Consider the following 19941-nt stretch of genomic DNA (forward strand, 5'->3'; position numbering starts at 1 on the left):
TAATTCGTTTTATTTAGTTATAATATTATTTATATAGGAGGAATTTATGAAAGTATTAATAACAGGATTTGATCCCTTTGGTGGAGAAGAAATTAACCCAGCATTTGAAGCAATTAAACTACTTCCCAGTAAAATTGCTGGTGCTGAAATAATAAAATTAGAAGTTCCTACGGTTTTTAACGATTCAATAAAGGTTTTAGAAAAGGCTATGAAAGAAAATAAGCCAAATATAGTAATATGTGTAGGACAGGCAGGTGGAAGGTTTACAATATCCCCTGAAAGAGTTGCCATTAATTTAAACGATGGAGTAATTCCAGATAACAAGGGACAACAGCCAGTAGATGAAGTAATTTTTAAAGATGGGGAAAATGCATATTTTACAAACTTACCTGTGAAGGCAATGGTGGAAAATATGAAAAAGAGCCATATTCCAGCTTCAATTTCCTACAGTGCCGGAACCTATGTATGTAATAATCTAATGTATGGACTGCTTTATCTTTTAAATACAAGTCCTGAATTTAAAAATATTAAAGGTGGCTTTATTCATGTTCCCTATTCAACAGAACAGGTTATAAATAAAGTAAATACACCATCATTATCTTTAATACAAATTGCAGAAGGCTTGGAGATATGTGTAGAAACTGCAATTACAAGAAAAGAGGATATTACAACAATTGGTGGAACAACACATTAAGGTTGATAGATATCAACCTTTTTTGTAGTCTATTTCTTGAATTTTAATATACCTTCCATCTATAAAGTCCATTTTAATAAGCCATGGCATAATATTCTTAATCCTTTTAAACTCTTCATATTGGAAACTATTATCAAAATAATTAATTATAGTAGACAAGGCAGTTCCATGAGTTCCTACAACAATATTCTTATTTGGATTATTTCTTAATATTCCTTGTACTGCTTTAATATTTCTTTTTTGTACTTCAAGTAAGGCTTCTCCACCATTTAATTTAAAATTAAAATCACCCCATTGATTTTCAACAAAACTATCAAAATCTTCAATCCATTCTTCTGAAATTCTTCTCTCCTTTAAATTTTCAATAATAATTATTTCTTTATCTATGTAAGAAGAAAAATCTTTTAATGTTTCAATTGAACGTTTATATGGGCTAGAATAAATTAAATCTATGTTTTTATTAGCTAAGTAACTTTTTATAATTCTACTTTCTTCTCTTCCTTTAGCTGTTAATGGTCGTAATATTTCATCTTTTATATTTGTATCCGATTCAGCATGTCTTACAAAGTATATAGTATTTTTTGTCTCCATTAATTTACCTCTTTTGAAAATTAAAAAAATACTCTAGGCGTAATATTGTTTGTCATTCCACTTGCCCTAGAAAGCTTTTTAGATATAATTTTTCCCTTAGATATGTTTATAGATTTTTATATTTTTATAGGAATCACAATTATTTCTTTAATAACTTTCTTTGTATGTAGATACTACTCTAAAAAAGAATGTAATAGGCTATACAATAATTAAAAACAAAAGCTAATGATATAGATATTTATAATCATTAGCTTTTTCTAGGCTCTATAATTTATAGTGTTGATGGAAATAAATCCTTCAGTACTATTTTCTATTGGCTATGCTTTGTTAAACTTATTTTTTATTAATTTTATAAATTCATCTAATAGTTTATTATTATTATCAATTAATGTTTCAATATCTTTCCTAGTGGCATTATCTATATGTATGCCTACTATTGCTACTGTTACTCTATTTATAATCTTACTAGTACTTTTTGCCCATTCTCTAGCTATCATATCCTCTTTGTGATATGGTATAGCCATTGTAGTCACATCTGATGAAATTGCTCCTTTTTCATTTAAACTCTCTCTTGGTAGTCCTACTGCTATGGCTCCAATATGATATTTTTCTCCACCTTGTACAAATATTACTAAATCTTCACCAATAAATTTTATTGTACATATTATTTTATATTTTCCTACTCCTTTTTCTAATATAAAATCCATTTTATTTACCCTTCCAACTTTTGAATTTATCGTATTTTATTCCCAGTTGCCATAAAACCTTTCCTACAATATGATCCATTTGTTCATCTAAGGTATTGCTATTATTGTAAAAAGTAAGCATTGGCGGAATTATTGTTACTCCAAGTTCTGCTAAATATTTCATATTTCTTAAATGAATTACATTTAGCGGTGTTTCTCTTGGAACTATTATAAGCTTTCTTTTTTCTTTCAATGAAACATCTGCTGCTCTTAAAATTAAATTTTCAGCATATCCGGAAGCAATTCCTGCTAAAGTTTTCATTGAGCATGGAATAATAACCATTCCATGAAAATCATTTGAACCACTGGCTATTCTAGCTGATAAATCATTATTATCATATACAAAATCTGCAAATTTATATACATTTTTATAATCTAATGATGTTTCATATTTAAAATTCTCTTTGGCATTTTTAGATAAGATCAAGTGGACTTCAACTTCTTCAATTTTATTCAAATATTCTAAAATTTTATAGGCTAGGGCCACACCGCTAGCTCCTGTTACTCCTACTATTATTTTCATAAATATCCCCTGTATGTTGAATTTTTAATGGTAATTATTTCTATTTGATATTAGAATTGATATAACCTATATAATGGCAAATAAATAATATCAGCTATTATTTATAACAACAATTTCTTTTTAGAATAACCTTTTTCTAAAATAGAATTGATATACTACTTTATTTTTTATAAACTTTAGCTAAACAAATAAGCTAGAGTTTCTAAGGAGGTAATTAATTGAATACTGACCAACTGGAATACTTCTTAGCTATTGTAAAATATAAAAGCTTTACAAAAGCTGCCAATGAAATGTTTATTTCTCAATCATCACTTTCGAAAAAAATCAAAGCTTTAGAAAACGAACTAGGTATAGAATTATTAAACAGAGGAAAATCTATAATAGAATTAACTCATGCCGGAAAAGAGGTATATGACTTTGCTCAATCTTTTTTTAAAGAATACAATAAGCTAAATAAATCTTTAGACCAGTATAGAGCTGTCTCCGAAACTTATATTCGTTTTGCATCTATTCCAATACTATCTTATTATGGAACCAGTTCATTATTAGCAAAGTTTAGCAGTGAAAATTTAGATAAAAAAATATATTTCAATATTATTGAAATGAACCAAGAATATGTAATGCAAGCTTTAAATAATGATGAAGTTGATATTGCACTTGTACGGGATAATTTTAACCTAGTGCTCTCCAATTATAATTTTATAAATTATTATGAAGATGAATTTCTATTAGTCTGTAATAAAAATCATGAACTAGCCCATAAAAAAACCCTTAGTTATGAAGAAATAGAAAAATATCCCTTTATTCTAATGGATAAAACCTCTACTTTAAATGACATAGTTATTAAAGAGTTCGAAAGAAGGAATTTAAAACTAAACATAAAAAACATAGTTTCAAGACATAATCTTATATTAGAAATGATTTCTAAGGACATCGGTATTAGCATTCTACCAAAAAAATTACTAGAAACAAGCAATATTAATAATATTGTTAGTATTCCTTTTGAAAAACCTTTGAAAAATAAACTTATTCTTTTGATAAAAAACAATAAAAATCATACAGCAACTACAAAGAAATTTTGGCAATTTTGTAAAGAAAACATCAAAGAATAGGAAGTGAATTTATGAATTTTAAAATCAATGATTTAAGAACATCTATTGAATATCTCAAAACTTTTCCAAATCAAATATTGGAAACAGATGTACAAGTTGATCCTTTTGCTGAAATATCGGGAATATATAGATATGTTGGAGCCGGCGGTACAGTAAAAAGACCTACAAAATTAGGTCCTGCTATGATTTTTAATAACGTTAAAGGACATGAAAATTCCAAAGTATTAATAGGACTTTTGTCAAGTCGTGAAAGAGTTGGCTTATTGTTAAATGAAAAACCTGAAAAACTTGGTTTTTTATTAAAAGACTCTCTAAACAATCCAATAGATCCTATTACTATATCCAATAATGAAGCTACATGCCAAGAAGTTGTTCACTTAGCTTCTGATAGTGGATTTGATATTAGAAAACTTATTCCTGCACCAACTAATACTGAAGAGGATGCCGGTCCGTATATAACAATGGGAATGTGTTACGGAACTAACCCTATAAATGGATTATCCGATATAACTATACATAGATTATGTTTACAAAGTAAGGATGAAATTTCTATGTATTTTGTTCCAGGTAGACATTTAGATACTTTAAGAATGATGTATGAAAAAGACAATAAGCCTATGCCTATATCTATAAGTATAGGAGTTGATCCTGCTATAGAAATTGCTTCTTGTTTTGAACCTCCAACTACTCCTTTAGGTTTTAATGAACTTTCAATTGCCGGCGGATTAAGAAATGAGCCTGTAAAATTAGTAAATTGTCTAACTGTAAATGAAAAGGCTATAGCTAATGCAGAATACGTAATTGAAGGGGAATTAATTCCAAACAAAAGAATTAGAGAAGATTTAAATACAAACACCGGAAAAGCCATGCCGGAATTTCCCGGATATACAGGTTCAAGTAAACCGGAATTACCTGTAATAAAGGTTAAAGCCGTTACTCATAGAAAAAACCCAATAATGCAATCATGTATAGGTCCTTCTGAAGAGCATGTAAATATGGCCGGAATACCTACTGAAGCTTCCATCTTAATCTTACTGGAAAAAGCTTTACCTGGTAATATAAAAAATGTCTATGCTCATCCTTCCGGTGGAGGCAAATACATGGCTATTATTCAGTTTATAAAAAGAAGTCCTTCTGATGAAGGTAAACATAGACAAGCTGCTTTACTTGCCTTTGCAGCATTTTCAGAATTAAAACATGTGATTTTAGTAGATGAAGATGTTGATATTTTTGATTCAAATGACGTACTGTGGGCTATGAATACAAGATTTCAAGGAGATAAAGATGTAATCACTATTCCCGGAGTAAGTTGTCATCCTTTAGACCCTTCACAAACACCGGAATATAGTAATTCAATTTCCCAAGTTGGAATATCCTGTAAAACCATCTTCGATTGTACAGTACCTTTCCATTTAAAAGACAAATTTCAAAGAAGTGTTTTTAAAGAAGTTGACATAGAAAAATGGATTAAGTAAGTAATGAACAACAAAAGCTAATGATTTAGATATTTATAATCATTAGCTTTTCCTATTAATTTAATTGTAAGGATTTTTTAGCTTCCATTATTGCATCTACTACATAGTCTGCATTTATTATTTCAGCACCTTCTACTAAACTATCTTCTTCTACTCCATTATGTTTCATGCAAGCTGAACATACTTTTAATTTTCCACCTGCTTCTAAAAATGCCGGTAATAACTCTTTTATAGGTTTAAATGGCTCACCTATATCTATTTTCTCAGCATATCCCTTTGATGCTAAATGTACTGCATCAGATAGAAGTAGTAATTCTACATCATATCCCTTTTGTGCTGCAGTCATTCCCATAGTAAAGGCAATTGTCACATTATTTGAATCTCTTTCATGGGCTGTTAAGGTTACAACTAAGTCTATATTATGCATAAATTCCTCCTAATTTTTCTCTAAAGTATAGATACCCCTAGGAGGTATTGATAAACATTATTATTTATTTATTTCTTCCTTTCATATGGTAGGATTTAATATACCTACTTGATTTCATCCATATTAAAACTTGACTTAATAATATAATAAGTAAAAATATATTAACAATGTAATTCTTAAATTCTTTCTTTATAAATATGTATATAATAATAGATAGTAATAATAGAATTAGATTTAACTTAATTCCAAGATTAACCCAATAATTATAGGCTAAGTAATAATTCTCCCTAGATTTTAAAGAGTATTCTGAATAAAATCCCGAAATTTTATTTCCCCTATCCCTTTCTTTTAATACAATATTATAATCAAATTTAAAAAAATATCGTACTGTATAAATATATAAGAATATTAATGGTAATTTTATTACAACTAGGTTAAATCTATCTATTAAATTTAATACTGAAATTATTATAAATATAGGTATTAATAGTAAAATTTCTCTAATAATTATTTTATTTTTCATTAGCTGTTCCTTTAACCCTAATATAATTTTATACAGATTTTACAAATCACCATAGGAAACAAAGCCACCTACTGACTTAACAGCATATACACTATTAGCAACAGCTCTTGCTATAGCTTGACTTGCTAAGGCTCCAACAAGACTAACATCTGTTTTTATCTCTCCTGTTGCTAGGGTAAAAATAGTATCCCCATCGTTTAAGGTATGAACAGGAAAAATACTGTTGGCATAACCATTGTGGGCCATTGCTGAAATTTTCATACATTCTGCCTTATTGAAAATTCCATTAGTTGCTACTAGAGATATAGTGGTATTTTCCATTTTAGAAAAGCCAACTCCTTGATTTACAATTTCCTTGTAAATTTCTAAGGTATTTTTAAATTCCTTTGTCTTTTTATCGTAGCAGCCTGCTATTTGAATATTTTTCTCATAGTCAAAAACATCTCCAAAAGCATTGCAAATTGTTAAGGCAGAAACTATTAATTCCCCTGTTTTTATAGTTGCAGAGCCAAGACCGGACTTCATTGCAAAGTCCATTCCTAATATTTTTCCAACTGTCGCTCCTGTTCCTCCTCCAATATTTCCCTGCCTATTTTCTTTTTCACTTGCTTTTTCACAAGCCAAGTAACCCATTTCTAAATTAGGCCTTATTTTAGAATTTCCACAGGCTAAATCAAAAATAACAGCTGCAGGAACTATAGGAACTTTCCCGACTCCAACATCAAGGCCAATATTTTTTTCCTCTAAGTATTTCATAACTCCTGAAGCTGAATCAAGTCCATAGGCTGAACCACCTGAAAGAACAAGTCCATGAATGTTCTCAACGAAATTTTCCGGTTTTAATAAATCCGTTTCCCTTGTACCAGGTGCTCCTCCTCTAACATCAACACCACAAACAGTTTTATTTGGTGGAAGTATAACTGTAACACCGGTTAAATTTTCATAGTCGGAATAATGTCCAACCTTTATTCCCTTAATATCTGTTAAATATCCTGAATACATATTCTTCTCCTTTATGACCTAACACAGCTTTCGTTTTTTGAAAGCTGATGTAGGTCAAATGCAACCTGTTTCCCAAGAGCTTTGCGATTGGCTGAAACAGTCTGCTTTGTAACATTAATATTTTTATTTAACTAGCTTTTCACTACTTTAAAATTAAAATAACTACTTCCCTAACACAGCTTGCCTTTTTTGAAAGCTGTCTAGGTCAAAAGCAACCTCTTTCCCAAGAGCTTCGCCATTGGTTGAAACTGTCTGCTCTACTATTGTTTTAATTATGCCAACAATCTATATTTTCATATATTAAAAATCTTTATCATTTGAATTTCTTTAAAAGATCTTCCTAAATATTCATATTCTATTTCTTTCATTTCTTTAAATCCTAGGGATTTAAACATTTTCTGTGCAGGTATATTATTTAAATCTATAGATATGTGTAATTTATTTTCACCTACATTCTTTTTAAAATACTCCAGAAATTTAATTGCAGCTTCTTTTCCATAGCCCTTTCCCTGATATCTATAATCAATCATAAATCTACTCAATGACCAGCCTTGAATATCCTTATCATAATCATATAACAGGTAACCTATCATATTTTCCTCACTATATATTCCAAGAATATTAAGTTCATCTTCATATGCTGACTCTACTAAAGATTGAGCACTACTTGCTACAAAATTCTCTTGATTACTATCTAATTTTAATAAAAAACAGTCCATATAATTTTTTTTGTTTATTTTCCTAAATTCCATGTTTTTCTCCCTTTTGACCTACATCAGCTTGCCTTTTTTAAAAGCTATCTAGGTCAATAAAATATTGAGTTTTCAAATTTATGTTAAGTGCTTTGGAGAATCGCCAATGGATTCTTCCAATTTCTTCTTAGAATTATCTATAATTCTATTTGCAAATTCTTCTATTTTATTAATAATCCACATATTTGCAGTACTATTATCCTCATAATTAGCTTCTGCAAACATGTCTACCCTACCATCTTTCCTTAAATTTTCCACTTGCCTAAATGCTTCTTTATTTCCCTTAGGATAAACTGCAAAAGTTGCACCACCATTTTTCTTCATTAAGGAAAAAGCTGGCACATCACTGGGACCATCTGCAATATAAATCATATTTTTAAATTGAATTCTTCGCAGTTCCTCCGGCATTTTAGAATTTACATCAATGTTATCTACAAGTCCTACACCTTTGTTTATTTCAAAAAGGGCCCTGGTTTTTGTAGTGTTGTCTAAGGTATAGCCTATTTCAGCCAAAACATTATTTTTTTCTATAATTTCACAACCCCAAATCCCCTTAGTATATTTCATAAGACTACAGCCTTTAACTATTTCCTTAAAACCTGTACTTATAATATAGTTCTCTATGGAAATGCCATATTCTTTCCAAATTGAATTTTCTTTTAAATTTGGTAAATTAACAATTTCTTTAAAAAAGTTTTCTACACCAGGATAAAAATCAAGTCTTTCCCCTAATTTTCTTAATTTCTCATTATTTAAACCGGCAAATTTCCCACCATTTTGGGATTCCCTAATAAATTTATTTAAATAAATAGTTTCCCTATTAACATTAACTCCCTGTTGCTTATAAATTTCATCTGGCATTTTATTTACTTCATTCCAAAAATCCTTACTGTTAACTCCATATTCCTTAAAGATTGGCTCCTGCATATAGCCATCTACTAGAGTTTTATCAAAATCCCATATTACCGCTATTATATTAGACATATTCACCTCCAAGTAAAATAAATACCTTAATTTTCCTTCTACCTATATTATTATAATATTTTTTCATAGAGTATATTGTTTAACCAAATTCCATTTATTAAAATGTACTCTTCATAAATACCAACTTTCCTAAATCCATTTTTCTCCAATATCCTTTGAGATGGAATATTTTCTAAAGAAGTTCCTGCTTCTAGTCTATGTAGTTTATGGTTTTTCCTTGCCTGCTCTACTACTAAAGAAACTCCTTTAGTCCCATAGCCCCTTCCCTGAACATCTTTTCCTAAACGGTAGCCAAGTTCACCCTTGTTTAATGGTCCTCTAATTATTTGTGAAATATTTATTCTTCCAATTACATCATAACTATCTATTAGCAAATAATAATAACCTTGGTCTTTTATTTGTTCATCTATTAGGTTATAGGATAACTCTAAAAATTTTTCATATTTATAATACTCTTCTTTTCTTGGAAGTCCAATTTCTTCAAAATATTTTCTATTATCCACTTCAAACTTATAAAGTTTCCCCAAATTATTTCGATTTATTAACTCTATATGCATAATCTTCCTCTTATTTAAATTTAAGTCTACTATCCTTGTTAAAATTTTTCCTACTAGGATTTCCTTCACATCTATAAATTTCTTTTCTCCCTATATCATAAATTGAAGACCAAATTGTATCCATTCCTAATTTTCTATTATATTGGCATAAAAATCCTCTATTACCCTTTAATAAATCTACTAAATCATCTAATTTATATTTTCCATAATCCTGATTATTTAAAGTTTCATATCTTCTATGAGAAAATATGTCATCTACTGTACTATACTTATATTCTCTCATATTTTCACTAATAAAGTGATTAATCCTGTATAAGGCCATGTCCTTGCCTTCGTTAAATACAATGTAGCTATTCTTTGGATTTGATTCTATTAAGGCAAGTTTACCATATTTGTCAGCAATTATAAGGTTCTGGGAAGAACCTAAAGGAATTCTTTCCATAAAAGCTATGGCCTCTTCAACGGTTTTACATTTTTCCAATATATACCTAATAATAAAACCTGCATTAAATCCGTAATCCTTTACAGTTGGATAGACAAAGGTAAGGCCACAAGAAAGACCATACTCATTTATTCCATCTTCCATTTGAATCATGGCAGTTGTATTTCCTATAAATGAATATCCGTCTTTTAAATTATAAAAGGCACTGTCTGTAAGTTTTTCCAAGGCAATATTAAAATCCGAATTTCTCGCTAAAATTATTTCATTTTCATTTTTTATTCCAATTATTGAACAAAAGTTTTCATAGGTAAAAATATACATGGCTGTTAAAAATGAAAATACCTTAATAAATTCTTCCCTTAATCCCTTAGAAAATCCATCTATTTCTTCAACTATTTCCAGATAAAATCTCTCATAATATTTAAAAACCTTTTTCCCATAGTTTATTTTTTCATTATTTACTCTTTTCTCTAGCTTTAAATCTACCTTGTTTTCATATAGTCTTTGGCCATATTTAAAACCTGCTTCATAATGATTTCCCTTCCATCTTGAATGATACATATAATCACCTCTTATTCATTGTCTTTTAATAAAAAATTTATGTCAATGAACAATTAAAAAAGCCGGTATAAATACCGACTATTTTCTATATGTTTTCAAAGGGTTTTATTATTCTCTCTATTAAAGTAATCAACTAAATATTTCTATAATTTACAACGATAAACAAGACGTTTTTTTCCATCAATTGTACAGGTAAATAGGGTTAAATCCCATTCTCCTTCATCTATTTTTTCTAAATCATATTCATCAATAGTCTCTGTTTTACTTATGGTGTAGATATAATTCATTCCCCCAGTATCCTTAAACAAAACTTGATCTCCTATGGAAAGAGAAAATAATTTTCCGAACTGACTTTTATAATCATGTCCTGCAATTATAAGTGAATTTTCTTTTACTGACCCTTTATAGCGACAAGGCGTTATTTTAGATAGTTTATCATCCCATTCCTTCATTACAGGTAGTTGAGTATTTAATGAAGGAAATTTTATTATTCCAATATAGTATTTACCATTGATTTCTATTGTGTTAATTTCTTCATCTTCTATTTCTCCATTTTTTAAGTCAATTTCTTCCTCTAGCTGTAATTTTACTTTATTAGCTTCATAATCAGCTTTTGAATCCATCCAAATATTATATGCTAAAAGAACAATCGATAAAAAAATAAAAATTATACCTATTGTTATAAAGGAAAAGTAAATTTTTTTAATTCTCATATTATTTTTTATCTCTACTTCTTAAAAATAGACCTACACCTAGAAACACCATTCCCAATCCTGCTAATATTGGAATTGGCCATTTAAGTAAACCGGTCTTTGGTAAGTTTTCTCTTTCAATTGGTTTAGTTGAGTCTTCTGGGTTTGTTGATGAATTAGGTTTAGTTGAGTCTGTTGATTCTGTTGATTCTTTAGGTTTCGTAGGTTTATTTGGATTTGTTGGTTCCGTCGGTTTTTCAGGTCTATAGTTATTTGTAATAATAAAAATATTTTCATTTTTGACTATAGTAACAGTGTATCCACTCTTAATATTTCTTTCTACTACTTGATAGCTACTTCCCCTTTCACCTTCCCAAGAATAAGTCCAATTGTTTTCTTCTGAAAGAATCACCGTCTTATAATATTTATTATCTTTTAAAATTTCAACCTTAATTTCTTTAGGTCTTTCCTTTTCACTGCCATAATCATTCCATTTTTTTACGACTTTATATTCCGGTGGCTCATTATTATCATTTTTTTCCATTTTAGGTTTAATAAGTAGATTGTATTTCCAATTATTATTTTCGTCTAAATTTGGTATAGATATTAAGAAAGGTGCAAACTTATATGTACTTTCTCCTATTTTAAAATCTTTTGAAATAACTAAATATAAACCTAGGTCTAAATTAGAAAACCTTAGTAAACCATTTTCGTCGGTTTTTCCTAATAAACTTTCTTTAATATTATCAGCCGAAATATAGGCCGCTAATGTTTGTGCAGTTGCATTCCATTTAGATGAACTATCTATTTCATTTAAGTCTATTGGGTAGTCTTTAAATTCATCTGTAATTTTAAATTTAGCATCTTCTCCTATATTAGCAATTTTATAAATGAAAACACTAACATTTCCCAATTTTTCTCCCTTATAATCGAAGTCTAAGGTCAGTGAACCTTTATTATTTAAATCAATATTATTAGCAGTGTAAATGGTTTTTGGCAATAGAAATATTATTAACAAAAAAATTATTATAAATTTTCTTAAAAATAGATTTTTGGTTTTCATAATTTATTCATCATCCTTTCCAATGCCAAATTTTTCAATTATTTTTCTATTTTTATGTTTTTTTGACTGTAAATATACTAATATTAAAAATATACCAACTATAGGAATTGCAATAACTATGGCTACTAAAAATGAGTTTATTTCTATAGCATCTGCTGTTATTCTCAGTTGTTCATTACTTTCTACTCTAGTTCCCCTTACTAAAAGACGGTGGGTATTAACTGCATAGGGTGTACAAGTTACTAGCGTAACATAATCTTCATTAGGACTAATTTTTAACAATTCAAGATTATTAGGTTCTACAATATTTATACTATCTACCTGATAGTTTAAATTATTTTTTAAAACGGTAATCGTAAATTCATCACCTATTTCCATTTTATCTAAATCTGTAAACAATTTAGCTGAGGGCAAACCTCTATGGGCTGTAATTACTGCATGACTTCCCTTGCCACCTACTGGCAGAGAAGTTCCCTCTAAATGTCCGGCTGCAACAGTTAGTAGCTTCTCTTCTGTACCATGGTAAATAGGAAGTTGAACTCCTAGCTTTTTTATTGTTATATAGCCCATAACCTTATTATGACTTGGATTTAAAAGAGATAAGTATTCTTTGTTTTTAGATTCTCCATTATATAGTTTCTGTTCTTTTTCCAATAATTCTCTATTGTAGGATTTAGCATCTTCCAGTAGCACCTTGTGTTCATCTTTAGACAAGTTTGCTAATGCTTCCTCATACTCTGCTATTACCTTACTTTGATTAAATGAGTTAATATAATTACTTATTGCAGGATAAAAAAATATGAAGAAACCTATGAAGAAAATAATTATTAAAATAATTGTTGATAAATTTTTTTTCATAAGTCCCCTCATCTACTTTTTATTAATTATTATTTCTTAGATACTCGCTTCTTTGTAATAAAAAGCACAACTGCCCCTACCATTAAAATACCTCCAACTATGTAAAATATAGTAGTACCTCTGCCTCCTGTTGAAGGAAGGGTTGGTCCGGAATTATTCTCTATTTCTATTGAAACCATACCTTCATCTACACTACCAGTTTGAGTATGGTCACCAATTACTATAACTAAGTCGCTTAAAGCATCTTCCGGTATACCTGACCAATTGTCTCCATTATTAGTTGTAGCTTTAATTTCAAATTCAATAGGTTCTTTTAATTTATTATATCCACCGGGTGCTTTTATCTCTTCCAGGTAATAAATACCATCATCTAAACCTACAATATTAAATTTCCCACCTGCGTCAGATACTATTGCACTTGCATCGTCTTTATTTTCTGTCCAACTATTTATTCTGCAATCTTCATTAATTACAGCGTATTCAGTTTTGTTATTATCTTTTCTGTAAAGTACAAACTCCGCTTCTCCTAATGGGTCCTTGTTTTCCGTTCCACCATCAACTTTATTACCGTCTAATTCATAGGTGAATACTATAACTTTATCTTCCGGAGTCTTTCCTCTACCTACACTATTTGGATTATTTGAATACTCTAAATCAACTTTATTTTCATTTCCCGGAAGACCTATGACAGCATGGTTATTCAATGTAGCTGTAAAATCAACAACTATTTTACTATTTGATTTTACTTCAGTTAATTTTTTTAAATTTTCAAATTTAATAGTGAAACCGTCTACTTTTTCAGCACTGTCTTTATTAGTTAAGAATTCATATTTTGAAGGCTCAATTTCTTCACCATCTACTGTTACTTTAATTGACCCTTCATTTAATGTTAATCCTTCTGACATAGTATCTCTTATTATATATTCATAAATATCATAATCATCATAATTAATAGGTAGAGTTCCTGTAATTCTAAATGGAATTTCATCGCCAATGCTATAGTCAGCTATATCGTTATATTCTCCATTATATTTTTTATTTTCCTTTACCTTTTTCTCAATTCCGGGAATATCCGATTTTGGTTCTACTTGTACATCACCTACAATTTTAAGTATAAATCTAGTATAGGCATCATCTTTATTATCTAAAGACGTGTCCTTGTCTTTAACAAGATAGTAACCTGATTCTAAATTTGAAATTATATAACTGTTATTTATATAGTTACTGATTTTCGCTTTTTCACTGTTTAAATACTTACCGGCTATTTTAGCAAAAGCCTGTGCAAAATCACTATCGTCACCTATTTTATCTAAAACTTTTGCTACATCTGCTGCTGAATTTGCATTATTAAATTTTCCCTTTAAAATCTCCGGTAATTTGTCATTATCCTTTAAAGCTTTTAAAAATTCACTATCATTTATTCCAACACCCCAATCGATATTTGACAAACTGGTATTTCCTACTACATTAATAAATAAATCTCCGGAAAAAATTTGATATGCTTCATATACATGGTTAGGTGTTTCATTATTAATAGTAATACTAAAATCTCCGGCTGCAATAGCTGATGATGCAGGTAACAATGCAGCAAATATTATTAATACAGACATAAATCCAAATTTAAATCTCTTCATTATTTCACTTTCCTCTCTTCTTTTATTATTAATTCTTATAGTGAACTTTAAAATCAAATATTACTTCCTTTATTCTTACTATTTATTTTTAATATTCCAACAACTGATAAAATCATTAGCATAGTTCCTAAAATATATATTTTAAGTTTTCCTTCCCCACCTGTTGACGGAAGATTATAAGACGATATTTCATTTATAATTACTATTTCTCCTGTTATAATTCCATCGTTATTTAAATAAGTAATATTTGCTCCTGTATTTGTGATTTCTTCTACCCAATAATAATATGGATTGTTGTTTTTATCATATTTAGCAAGGCTTTCATTACTCCAAACCCAATTGTTATATTCACCTATTTCTATTTCCTCTACAAATTCCTTTTCACCTATAGGAATTGAAGTAGTTGGATTATTATAATCTTCAAATAATATTTTTGGTGTAGAATTTACACTATTGCCAATACATTCAACAGCTATGGTTTTATCTTCTGAAATACTGTTGCTATGAAAAACTTCTAAAGGAATTGGTGTTCCGTTTTCTTGTTTTACTTCAAATATTTCTCCATTTACCTTAAATTGAAGTCCCTTCCAAATATTACCTGTTAATTTAACAGTTAAGGAACTACCCCTAGCTACTGAAATTTCTTTTTCAACCTTAGGTTTTGAATTTATAGAAACCTTTACTGTACAACTATCTAAATCCTGTGCCTGTCTGTATAGTTTGGCTTTAATACTATCTACTATTGGTGGAATTTCATTGCCATTTTCATCTTTCCAATTTTTTTTAACTTCTAATTCATAATTTTCATTTGGAATATATATAACACCTTGGCTTCTAATAAATTTTATTTGATCTATAGAAATATTATTGAAAGCTCCCGCTCCCATTTCATTAATGGTTTCCTGCTCGGTTTTACCATCTTTCATCCAAATAAAATAATATGATTCTTTCATTAGCTGATATCCTTCAGGAGCCTTTGTCTCAACTAATTTGTATAATCTATTTTCCTCTAAAGACATACCATTTAAAAGATCTATTTCTATTTTCCCATCTTCACCGGTTATATAGTTTCCTCCTATAACATCCTTCCAACTCCATTTAGAATTATTATTAACATATTCAGTTAATTTAAATTCTGCACCGGGCAGAAGCTTTCCGTAATCATCATTATCTACTTTATAAAAAACGGCACTTTTTTTCTTAGCTGTTGCATTAGATGAACTATCCTTTAAAATAGTTTCATCTTTACTGCTTACAGTGTAATTACCTGATAAAGTTACTTCATTTTTAATTTTTATATCTCCAGCAACTAATCCACGGTCTATATCATATTCATATACTAAAATACACGGAGTATTGTCCGGAATTATAAACTTTATAATATTTTCTTTATCATCATATGAATATTTAAAGTAATCACTGGAAATTTCAGCTCCTAAATTTCCTTCTTTGTTTTTATCGTAATGGTATAATCTTACAGTTTCCGGTAAAAAATAGGCATCGGCATTTTTAATGTGTTCTAATTTATCTGTTAATAGAATACTGTCATTTCCCTCTACTAAGTCCTTTCCTGCCGGATTTATTATAATTTCATAACGAATTATGCTACTTACAAGAGGATTACCTTCTTCATCTACTATTGGTTTACCTTCTGTGTCTAGTTGTGGAAGCTGAAAACCGGTTTTATTTACAAGAGGAATTTCTCTATTTACTGTTGTTTTATGCTCATCTTCATAGCCATTCCAACTTATATGATTTATATATGTTGATGAGTTTACTGCTAAATCTTCTAAACTCTCATCTTCTAAAATTGAAACCTCATAATAAATACCTATTATGTTGTTTTTCCCATCATTGTTGTAACCATCTTTAATAACAAACTCTACTTTTGTTGAACCATCTTCCAATTGAGATATTGTATAATTGAAATTTTCACTAATACTATAATTTTTGCTTAAAAAGTTGATTTTATCAGATTCATAATAGTCTGTATAATAAAATACAGGTTTTGGCCTTCCTTCAGCCTCGACTAATTTTACTCCTTTTGGAAGAATATCTGTAACAACTATATCTCCCTTTGTTGTTTCATCCGTTCTAATTAAGGCCCTGTAATGAATAGTAGCTTTACTAGAATCATAATCTATTATTAAATCTTCATTTTTATAAGATGTTGTATTTGAATTAACCCTACCTGTTTCACTAGCTTGTTTTTCCAATTTTTTATCTATTTTATATTCATACTCAGCTTTACTGGAAACTTTTGGAATAAACCCTTCATTTACAAATTTATAGGATACTCCAGGAGTTAATTTTGTATAATCACCTATGGTCTTATAGGTTAATTCAATATATGATGCTTTTGAAATTTTATCTTTTGATTCTCCTAAAAATTTAATTTTAAAACCGGATAGCTTATTGTCTCCATTAAAATTAAAAATTTCATTTTCTTCATTATCATAGACTTTATAATCTATTCCACGATTTAATATTTCACCATTAGATAATTTTATTTCAAGCTTATCCAACAATTTCGTTGTAGTGTAATGACTATCTTCTATTTCCCGACCGTCTGAAACCCCGTTACAAATCCTATCTTCGTATTCTATTTTACTTAAATCCATATCTATTTTTGGTAGGATTATACGACTCTTCCATTTATAAGTACCTTTGTCGGTTAAATTCTCTGCCCCTTCCAGACTTTTTACTAGATTATAGTCTTTATGAGTAACTGTTACTTCCTCATCTATTTCATAATCCGGTTTCTCTGGATGTTCTATATTTACAGTATTTTTATATTTTGTAACACTACCGCCTTCCCCTTGGAAAACATCTGTTGAATATTTTATCGTATAGGTATCTTGTGAATTTTCCGGAAACGTATATGGTAATTTTATTGATTCTACCTTTCCCTTACTGTCCCTAATATCTACTTTTTCCGGAATTTTAATAATATTTCCCTGTCCATCTTCTAATGTATCCGATAATACATATCCACTAATATCCAGTTTTTCCTTATTTATAATAATAGTCCAGTTAATCTTTCCGTTAATCGGATCATACACACCAGTCTTTTTTAACATCGAGTTCTTTATTTCAACTTCACAGTTTTTCTCATCTTTATTTTTTCCACTGGTGACTATTACCCTATTATTTATATAATACGATTTAGAATCATCGGATTTTTGAGGAATTGCACTATAGGTAATTTCATAAAACTCTCCAGCTTCCAACTTAGGTAATCCCCTTATTTCAAAAACTTCAAGATTATCTACTTTTGAAAAACTTGGTTCATATCCATTAATTTGGATACTGTTACCAGATTTATCGATTTTAAAAATTCTAAAACTTTCTTTACTATAACTAGCTCCTCCAAAGGCTCCAGGGGTAAATCTATCTACTATATCTATTACTTTTTCAGTTCCTTTAATAGTGGAAACTCTTAATTTATACTCTATTTCTTTATTAGTAGTATTATATTTCCCTGATTTTTCTATAGTTATATCTGTTTTGTCTTCTACAGGTTTAGATGGTTTTATAATAATGATTCCACCATCTCCGCCTATTATTACCTCGTTATCTTCAGAATCACTTATTGTTTTAGCTGTTCCTTGAAATTCTACTGTTCCAATAAATGCCTTATTGTCTGCAAAGGACTCATCAAAAGTAATTTTAATTAATCCATCAGTAGCTATTTCATATTCTCCGACCTTAGCTTCATCACTACCGTATACAAATCCTTTTTCTAATTTATCCGGTCTAATTCCATAAGGAAATTGATAGTATATATTTTTATTGTCTTTTCCGACTATATTTTCAGGAAGTTTGTAAATAATACTTACCTTAATACTATCCCCATCTACAAGTTCTTCTGTCTGTACCCAATTATTTCCTACTTTTTTAGAAATAGTTATATTTGTAATATACTGACCAAAATCTACACCTAATGAACTTTCTTTTAGTGAAAAATTTTTCTTTGAAAGCTGCTTATTATTTTTTAATGATTTGCCTTCGATTTTTTTAGATTCATCAATATTTACAAGACTGGAGGAATTTTCTTCCTTTGTAATTTCTTGAATTTCTTCTACTTTTCCTGCTGCCGGACTTAAATATAGGTATTCTTCTTTCTCCAAGGATTCACTTGCTAAGTTTTTAGCTACTTCTAAAGTCTCTCCTTTTCCTCCCGATAAAGCTATAGTAGATAATTGTAAGTCATTAGAGTCTTTCATAGATTCATTTTTAAATTTTTCAGTATTAAAAAACAAATCAAAATCTATGTTTTCTTCTTTTTCCAAGACAAACCAAAAGCCATCTTTGTCTTTTTCTTCAATTTTATGTAATTTTATAATCTTATTCTGATTTATCTTAATTTCCAAGTCCTTGTTTTTAAAATCAAGATAATCTTCCAACTTAGAATCTTCATTATTCCTTAATATACAAAAATAGGTTTTATCTTCATCTCTTTCTGCCATTGCCGTAATATTTATTGACTCACCATGTATATTGTTAGAAGTAGATGTAATTAATGGATTGCTCTTTTCTTCACCAATTGCCGGCTTCATCATAATATTAAATATTCCAAAGGCAGTTAATAGCGATAGTATAAATAAAAAAATATATAGATACTTTTTCTTTTTATGATTTATTAATAATTCTTTTAAAATTGACTTTAAATAATCTTTCATACTCTACTATTACTCCTTAATATAATACTTGGACTATTTCAAATTTTTCCTAAATTTTTTATTGGCCAAACTCTAAATACTACCTTCCCTAAAATTAAATCATTTGCTATAGCTCCTATTGACTCATAGCGACTATCAATTGATGTTTTTCTATGATCTCCCAATACAAAAATTCTTCCCTCCGGTACTTGGTAAGGAAACTCTATATCACCGTCTCCAAGACTTCTTTCCTTTAAATATGGCTCTTTAATAGCTTTCCCATCAATCGTTACAACACCTTCTTTATCTATATTTACATATTCTCCCGGCAATCCTATTACACGCTTTAATATAATTTTATTATTGTAGTAGAAAGCAACTAAATCTCCTCTTTTAAAATCCGTATTCCTAACTGTAAGAATAATTTGCCCCGGTTTAAGAGTTGGCTCCATACTTGTTCCTGTTACTTGAAGAACCGGAAAAAACATTGTAGCTACTAATATGGATATAGCTGCAACAATTAATAAAATATAAATAGTGTTTCGGAGTGTTTTAAAATAATTCCTTTTTCTTTTTATACTTATTAATTCCTCTTTTAACTCTTCCGTTGAGGGTCTATTTTTTATATTCATTATTACTCCCAA

The 19941-nt window shown here is 29.1% G+C and carries 19 protein-coding genes; 3 read left to right on the plus strand and 16 right to left on the minus strand.

Features of this window, described 5'->3' with window-relative positions; genetic code table 11:
• Positions 1-46: 46 nt before the first annotated feature.
• Entirely contained in the window at positions 47-694 is a 648-nt protein-coding gene (gene pcp / locus WAO56_RS06065) for a pyroglutamyl-peptidase I (RefSeq protein WP_422143339.1), read from the plus strand.
• A 12-nt stretch (positions 695-706) separates the two neighbouring features.
• Here pcp and WAO56_RS06070 read toward each other — a convergent pair whose 3' ends face one another.
• The 3 genes from WAO56_RS06070 to WAO56_RS06080 form a co-directional block, all read right to left on the minus strand.
• Complete coding sequence (locus tag WAO56_RS06070) at positions 707-1285, minus strand: histidine phosphatase family protein (RefSeq protein WP_422143338.1); 579 nt, start codon at positions 1283-1285, stop codon at positions 707-709.
• A 317-nt stretch (positions 1286-1602) separates the two neighbouring features.
• Positions 1603-1992 (minus strand): hypothetical protein, encoded by a 390-nt coding sequence (locus tag WAO56_RS06075; protein WP_422143337.1) that lies wholly within the window; start codon positions 1990-1992, stop codon positions 1603-1605.
• A 1-nt stretch (position 1993) separates the two neighbouring features.
• On the minus strand, positions 1994-2554 hold the full coding sequence (locus tag WAO56_RS06080; RefSeq protein WP_422143336.1) for a UbiX family flavin prenyltransferase: 561 nt from the start codon (positions 2552-2554) through the stop codon (positions 1994-1996).
• A 218-nt stretch (positions 2555-2772) separates the two neighbouring features.
• Between WAO56_RS06080 and WAO56_RS06085 the strand changes: the two genes are divergently transcribed.
• Complete coding sequence (locus tag WAO56_RS06085; protein WP_422143335.1) at positions 2773-3666, plus strand: LysR family transcriptional regulator; 894 nt, start codon at positions 2773-2775, stop codon at positions 3664-3666.
• Positions 3667-3677: 11 nt separating this feature from the next.
• Positions 3678-5141 (plus strand): UbiD family decarboxylase, encoded by a 1464-nt coding sequence (locus WAO56_RS06090; RefSeq protein WP_422143334.1) that lies wholly within the window; start codon positions 3678-3680, stop codon positions 5139-5141.
• Between the two features lie 55 nt (positions 5142-5196).
• Here the strand turns inward: WAO56_RS06090 and WAO56_RS06095 are convergent, their stop codons facing one another.
• The 13 genes from WAO56_RS06095 to lepB form a co-directional block, all read right to left on the minus strand.
• Positions 5197-5568 carry a DsrE family protein gene (locus tag WAO56_RS06095; RefSeq protein WP_422143333.1) on the minus strand — a complete coding sequence of 124 codons (372 nt, stop codon included), beginning with the start codon at positions 5566-5568 and terminating at the stop codon, positions 5197-5199.
• 64 nt (positions 5569-5632) lie between these two features.
• Entirely contained in the window at positions 5633-6091 is a 459-nt protein-coding gene (locus tag WAO56_RS06100; protein WP_422143332.1) for a hypothetical protein, read from the minus strand.
• A 39-nt stretch (positions 6092-6130) separates the two neighbouring features.
• Entirely contained in the window at positions 6131-7093 is a 963-nt protein-coding gene (locus tag WAO56_RS06105; protein WP_422143331.1) for a P1 family peptidase, read from the minus strand.
• 293 nt (positions 7094-7386) lie between these two features.
• The gene (locus tag WAO56_RS06110) at positions 7387-7812 is read right to left on the minus strand and encodes a GNAT family N-acetyltransferase (RefSeq protein ID WP_422146299.1); all 426 of its coding nucleotides are present in this window, start codon (positions 7810-7812) and stop codon (positions 7387-7389) included.
• Between the two features lie 111 nt (positions 7813-7923).
• Positions 7924-8829 carry a hypothetical protein gene (locus WAO56_RS06115; protein ID WP_422143329.1) on the minus strand — a complete coding sequence of 302 codons (906 nt, stop codon included), beginning with the start codon at positions 8827-8829 and terminating at the stop codon, positions 7924-7926.
• 50 nt (positions 8830-8879) lie between these two features.
• Complete coding sequence (locus WAO56_RS06120) at positions 8880-9386, minus strand: GNAT family N-acetyltransferase (protein WP_422143328.1); 507 nt, start codon at positions 9384-9386, stop codon at positions 8880-8882.
• A gap of 10 nt (positions 9387-9396) precedes the next feature.
• On the minus strand, positions 9397-10389 hold the full coding sequence (locus WAO56_RS06125; RefSeq protein WP_422143327.1) for a C45 family autoproteolytic acyltransferase/hydolase: 993 nt from the start codon (positions 10387-10389) through the stop codon (positions 9397-9399).
• A 143-nt stretch (positions 10390-10532) separates the two neighbouring features.
• Entirely contained in the window at positions 10533-11102 is a 570-nt protein-coding gene (locus WAO56_RS06130) for a sortase (protein ID WP_422143326.1), read from the minus strand.
• A gap of 1 nt (position 11103) precedes the next feature.
• Positions 11104-12144, minus strand: a complete 1041-nt coding sequence (locus WAO56_RS06135) for a Cna B-type domain-containing protein (protein ID WP_422143325.1) — start codon at positions 12142-12144, stop codon at positions 11104-11106.
• A gap of 3 nt (positions 12145-12147) precedes the next feature.
• Positions 12148-13002 (minus strand): class C sortase, encoded by an 855-nt coding sequence (locus WAO56_RS06140; RefSeq protein WP_422143324.1) that lies wholly within the window; start codon positions 13000-13002, stop codon positions 12148-12150.
• A gap of 29 nt (positions 13003-13031) precedes the next feature.
• Positions 13032-14693 carry a SpaH/EbpB family LPXTG-anchored major pilin gene (locus WAO56_RS06145; RefSeq protein ID WP_422143323.1) on the minus strand — a complete coding sequence of 554 codons (1662 nt, stop codon included), beginning with the start codon at positions 14691-14693 and terminating at the stop codon, positions 13032-13034.
• Positions 14690-19318: a SpaA isopeptide-forming pilin-related protein gene (locus WAO56_RS06150; protein ID WP_422143322.1), complete on the minus strand. Its 4629-nt coding sequence runs from the start codon at positions 19316-19318 to the stop codon at positions 14690-14692. The genes WAO56_RS06145 and WAO56_RS06150 overlap by 4 nt, the downstream gene beginning before the upstream one ends.
• 38 nt (positions 19319-19356) lie before the next feature.
• On the minus strand, positions 19357-19929 hold the full coding sequence (gene lepB / locus WAO56_RS06155) for a signal peptidase I (RefSeq protein ID WP_422143321.1): 573 nt from the start codon (positions 19927-19929) through the stop codon (positions 19357-19359).
• Between the last annotated feature and the right edge of the window lie 12 nt (positions 19930-19941).

It is taken from the genome of Miniphocaeibacter sp., from assembly GCF_049276255.1.
Classification (GTDB): Bacteria; Bacillota; Clostridia; order Tissierellales; family Peptoniphilaceae; genus Miniphocaeibacter.

Coding starts and splice junctions, on each gene's coding strand:
- pcp (WP_422143339.1), top strand. CDS start 47: ATGAAAGTATTAATAACAGGATTTGATCCCTTTGGTGGAGAAGAAATT.
- WAO56_RS06070 (WP_422143338.1), bottom strand. CDS start 1,285: ATGGAGACAAAAAATACTATATACTTTGTAAGACATGCTGAATCGGAT.
- WAO56_RS06075 (WP_422143337.1), bottom strand. CDS start 1,992: ATGGATTTTATATTAGAAAAAGGAGTAGGAAAATATAAAATAATATGT.
- WAO56_RS06080 (WP_422143336.1), bottom strand. CDS start 2,554: ATGAAAATAATAGTAGGAGTAACAGGAGCTAGCGGTGTGGCCCTAGCC.
- WAO56_RS06090 (WP_422143334.1), top strand. CDS start 3,678: ATGAATTTTAAAATCAATGATTTAAGAACATCTATTGAATATCTCAAA.
- WAO56_RS06095 (WP_422143333.1), bottom strand. CDS start 5,568: ATGCATAATATAGACTTAGTTGTAACCTTAACAGCCCATGAAAGAGAT.
- WAO56_RS06100 (WP_422143332.1), bottom strand. CDS start 6,091: ATGAAAAATAAAATAATTATTAGAGAAATTTTACTATTAATACCTATA.
- WAO56_RS06105 (WP_422143331.1), bottom strand. CDS start 7,093: ATGTATTCAGGATATTTAACAGATATTAAGGGAATAAAGGTTGGACAT.
- WAO56_RS06110 (WP_422146299.1), bottom strand. CDS start 7,812: ATGGACTGTTTTTTATTAAAATTAGATAGTAATCAAGAGAATTTTGTA.
- WAO56_RS06115 (WP_422143329.1), bottom strand. CDS start 8,829: ATGTCTAATATAATAGCGGTAATATGGGATTTTGATAAAACTCTAGTA.
- WAO56_RS06120 (WP_422143328.1), bottom strand. CDS start 9,386: ATGCATATAGAGTTAATAAATCGAAATAATTTGGGGAAACTTTATAAG.
- WAO56_RS06125 (WP_422143327.1), bottom strand. CDS start 10,389: ATGTATCATTCAAGATGGAAGGGAAATCATTATGAAGCAGGTTTTAAA.
- WAO56_RS06130 (WP_422143326.1), bottom strand. CDS start 11,102: ATGAGAATTAAAAAAATTTACTTTTCCTTTATAACAATAGGTATAATT.
- WAO56_RS06135 (WP_422143325.1), bottom strand. CDS start 12,144: ATGAAAACCAAAAATCTATTTTTAAGAAAATTTATAATAATTTTTTTG.
- WAO56_RS06140 (WP_422143324.1), bottom strand. CDS start 13,002: ATGAAAAAAAATTTATCAACAATTATTTTAATAATTATTTTCTTCATA.
- WAO56_RS06150 (WP_422143322.1), bottom strand. CDS start 19,318: ATGAAAGATTATTTAAAGTCAATTTTAAAAGAATTATTAATAAATCAT.
- lepB (WP_422143321.1), bottom strand. CDS start 19,929: ATGAATATAAAAAATAGACCCTCAACGGAAGAGTTAAAAGAGGAATTA.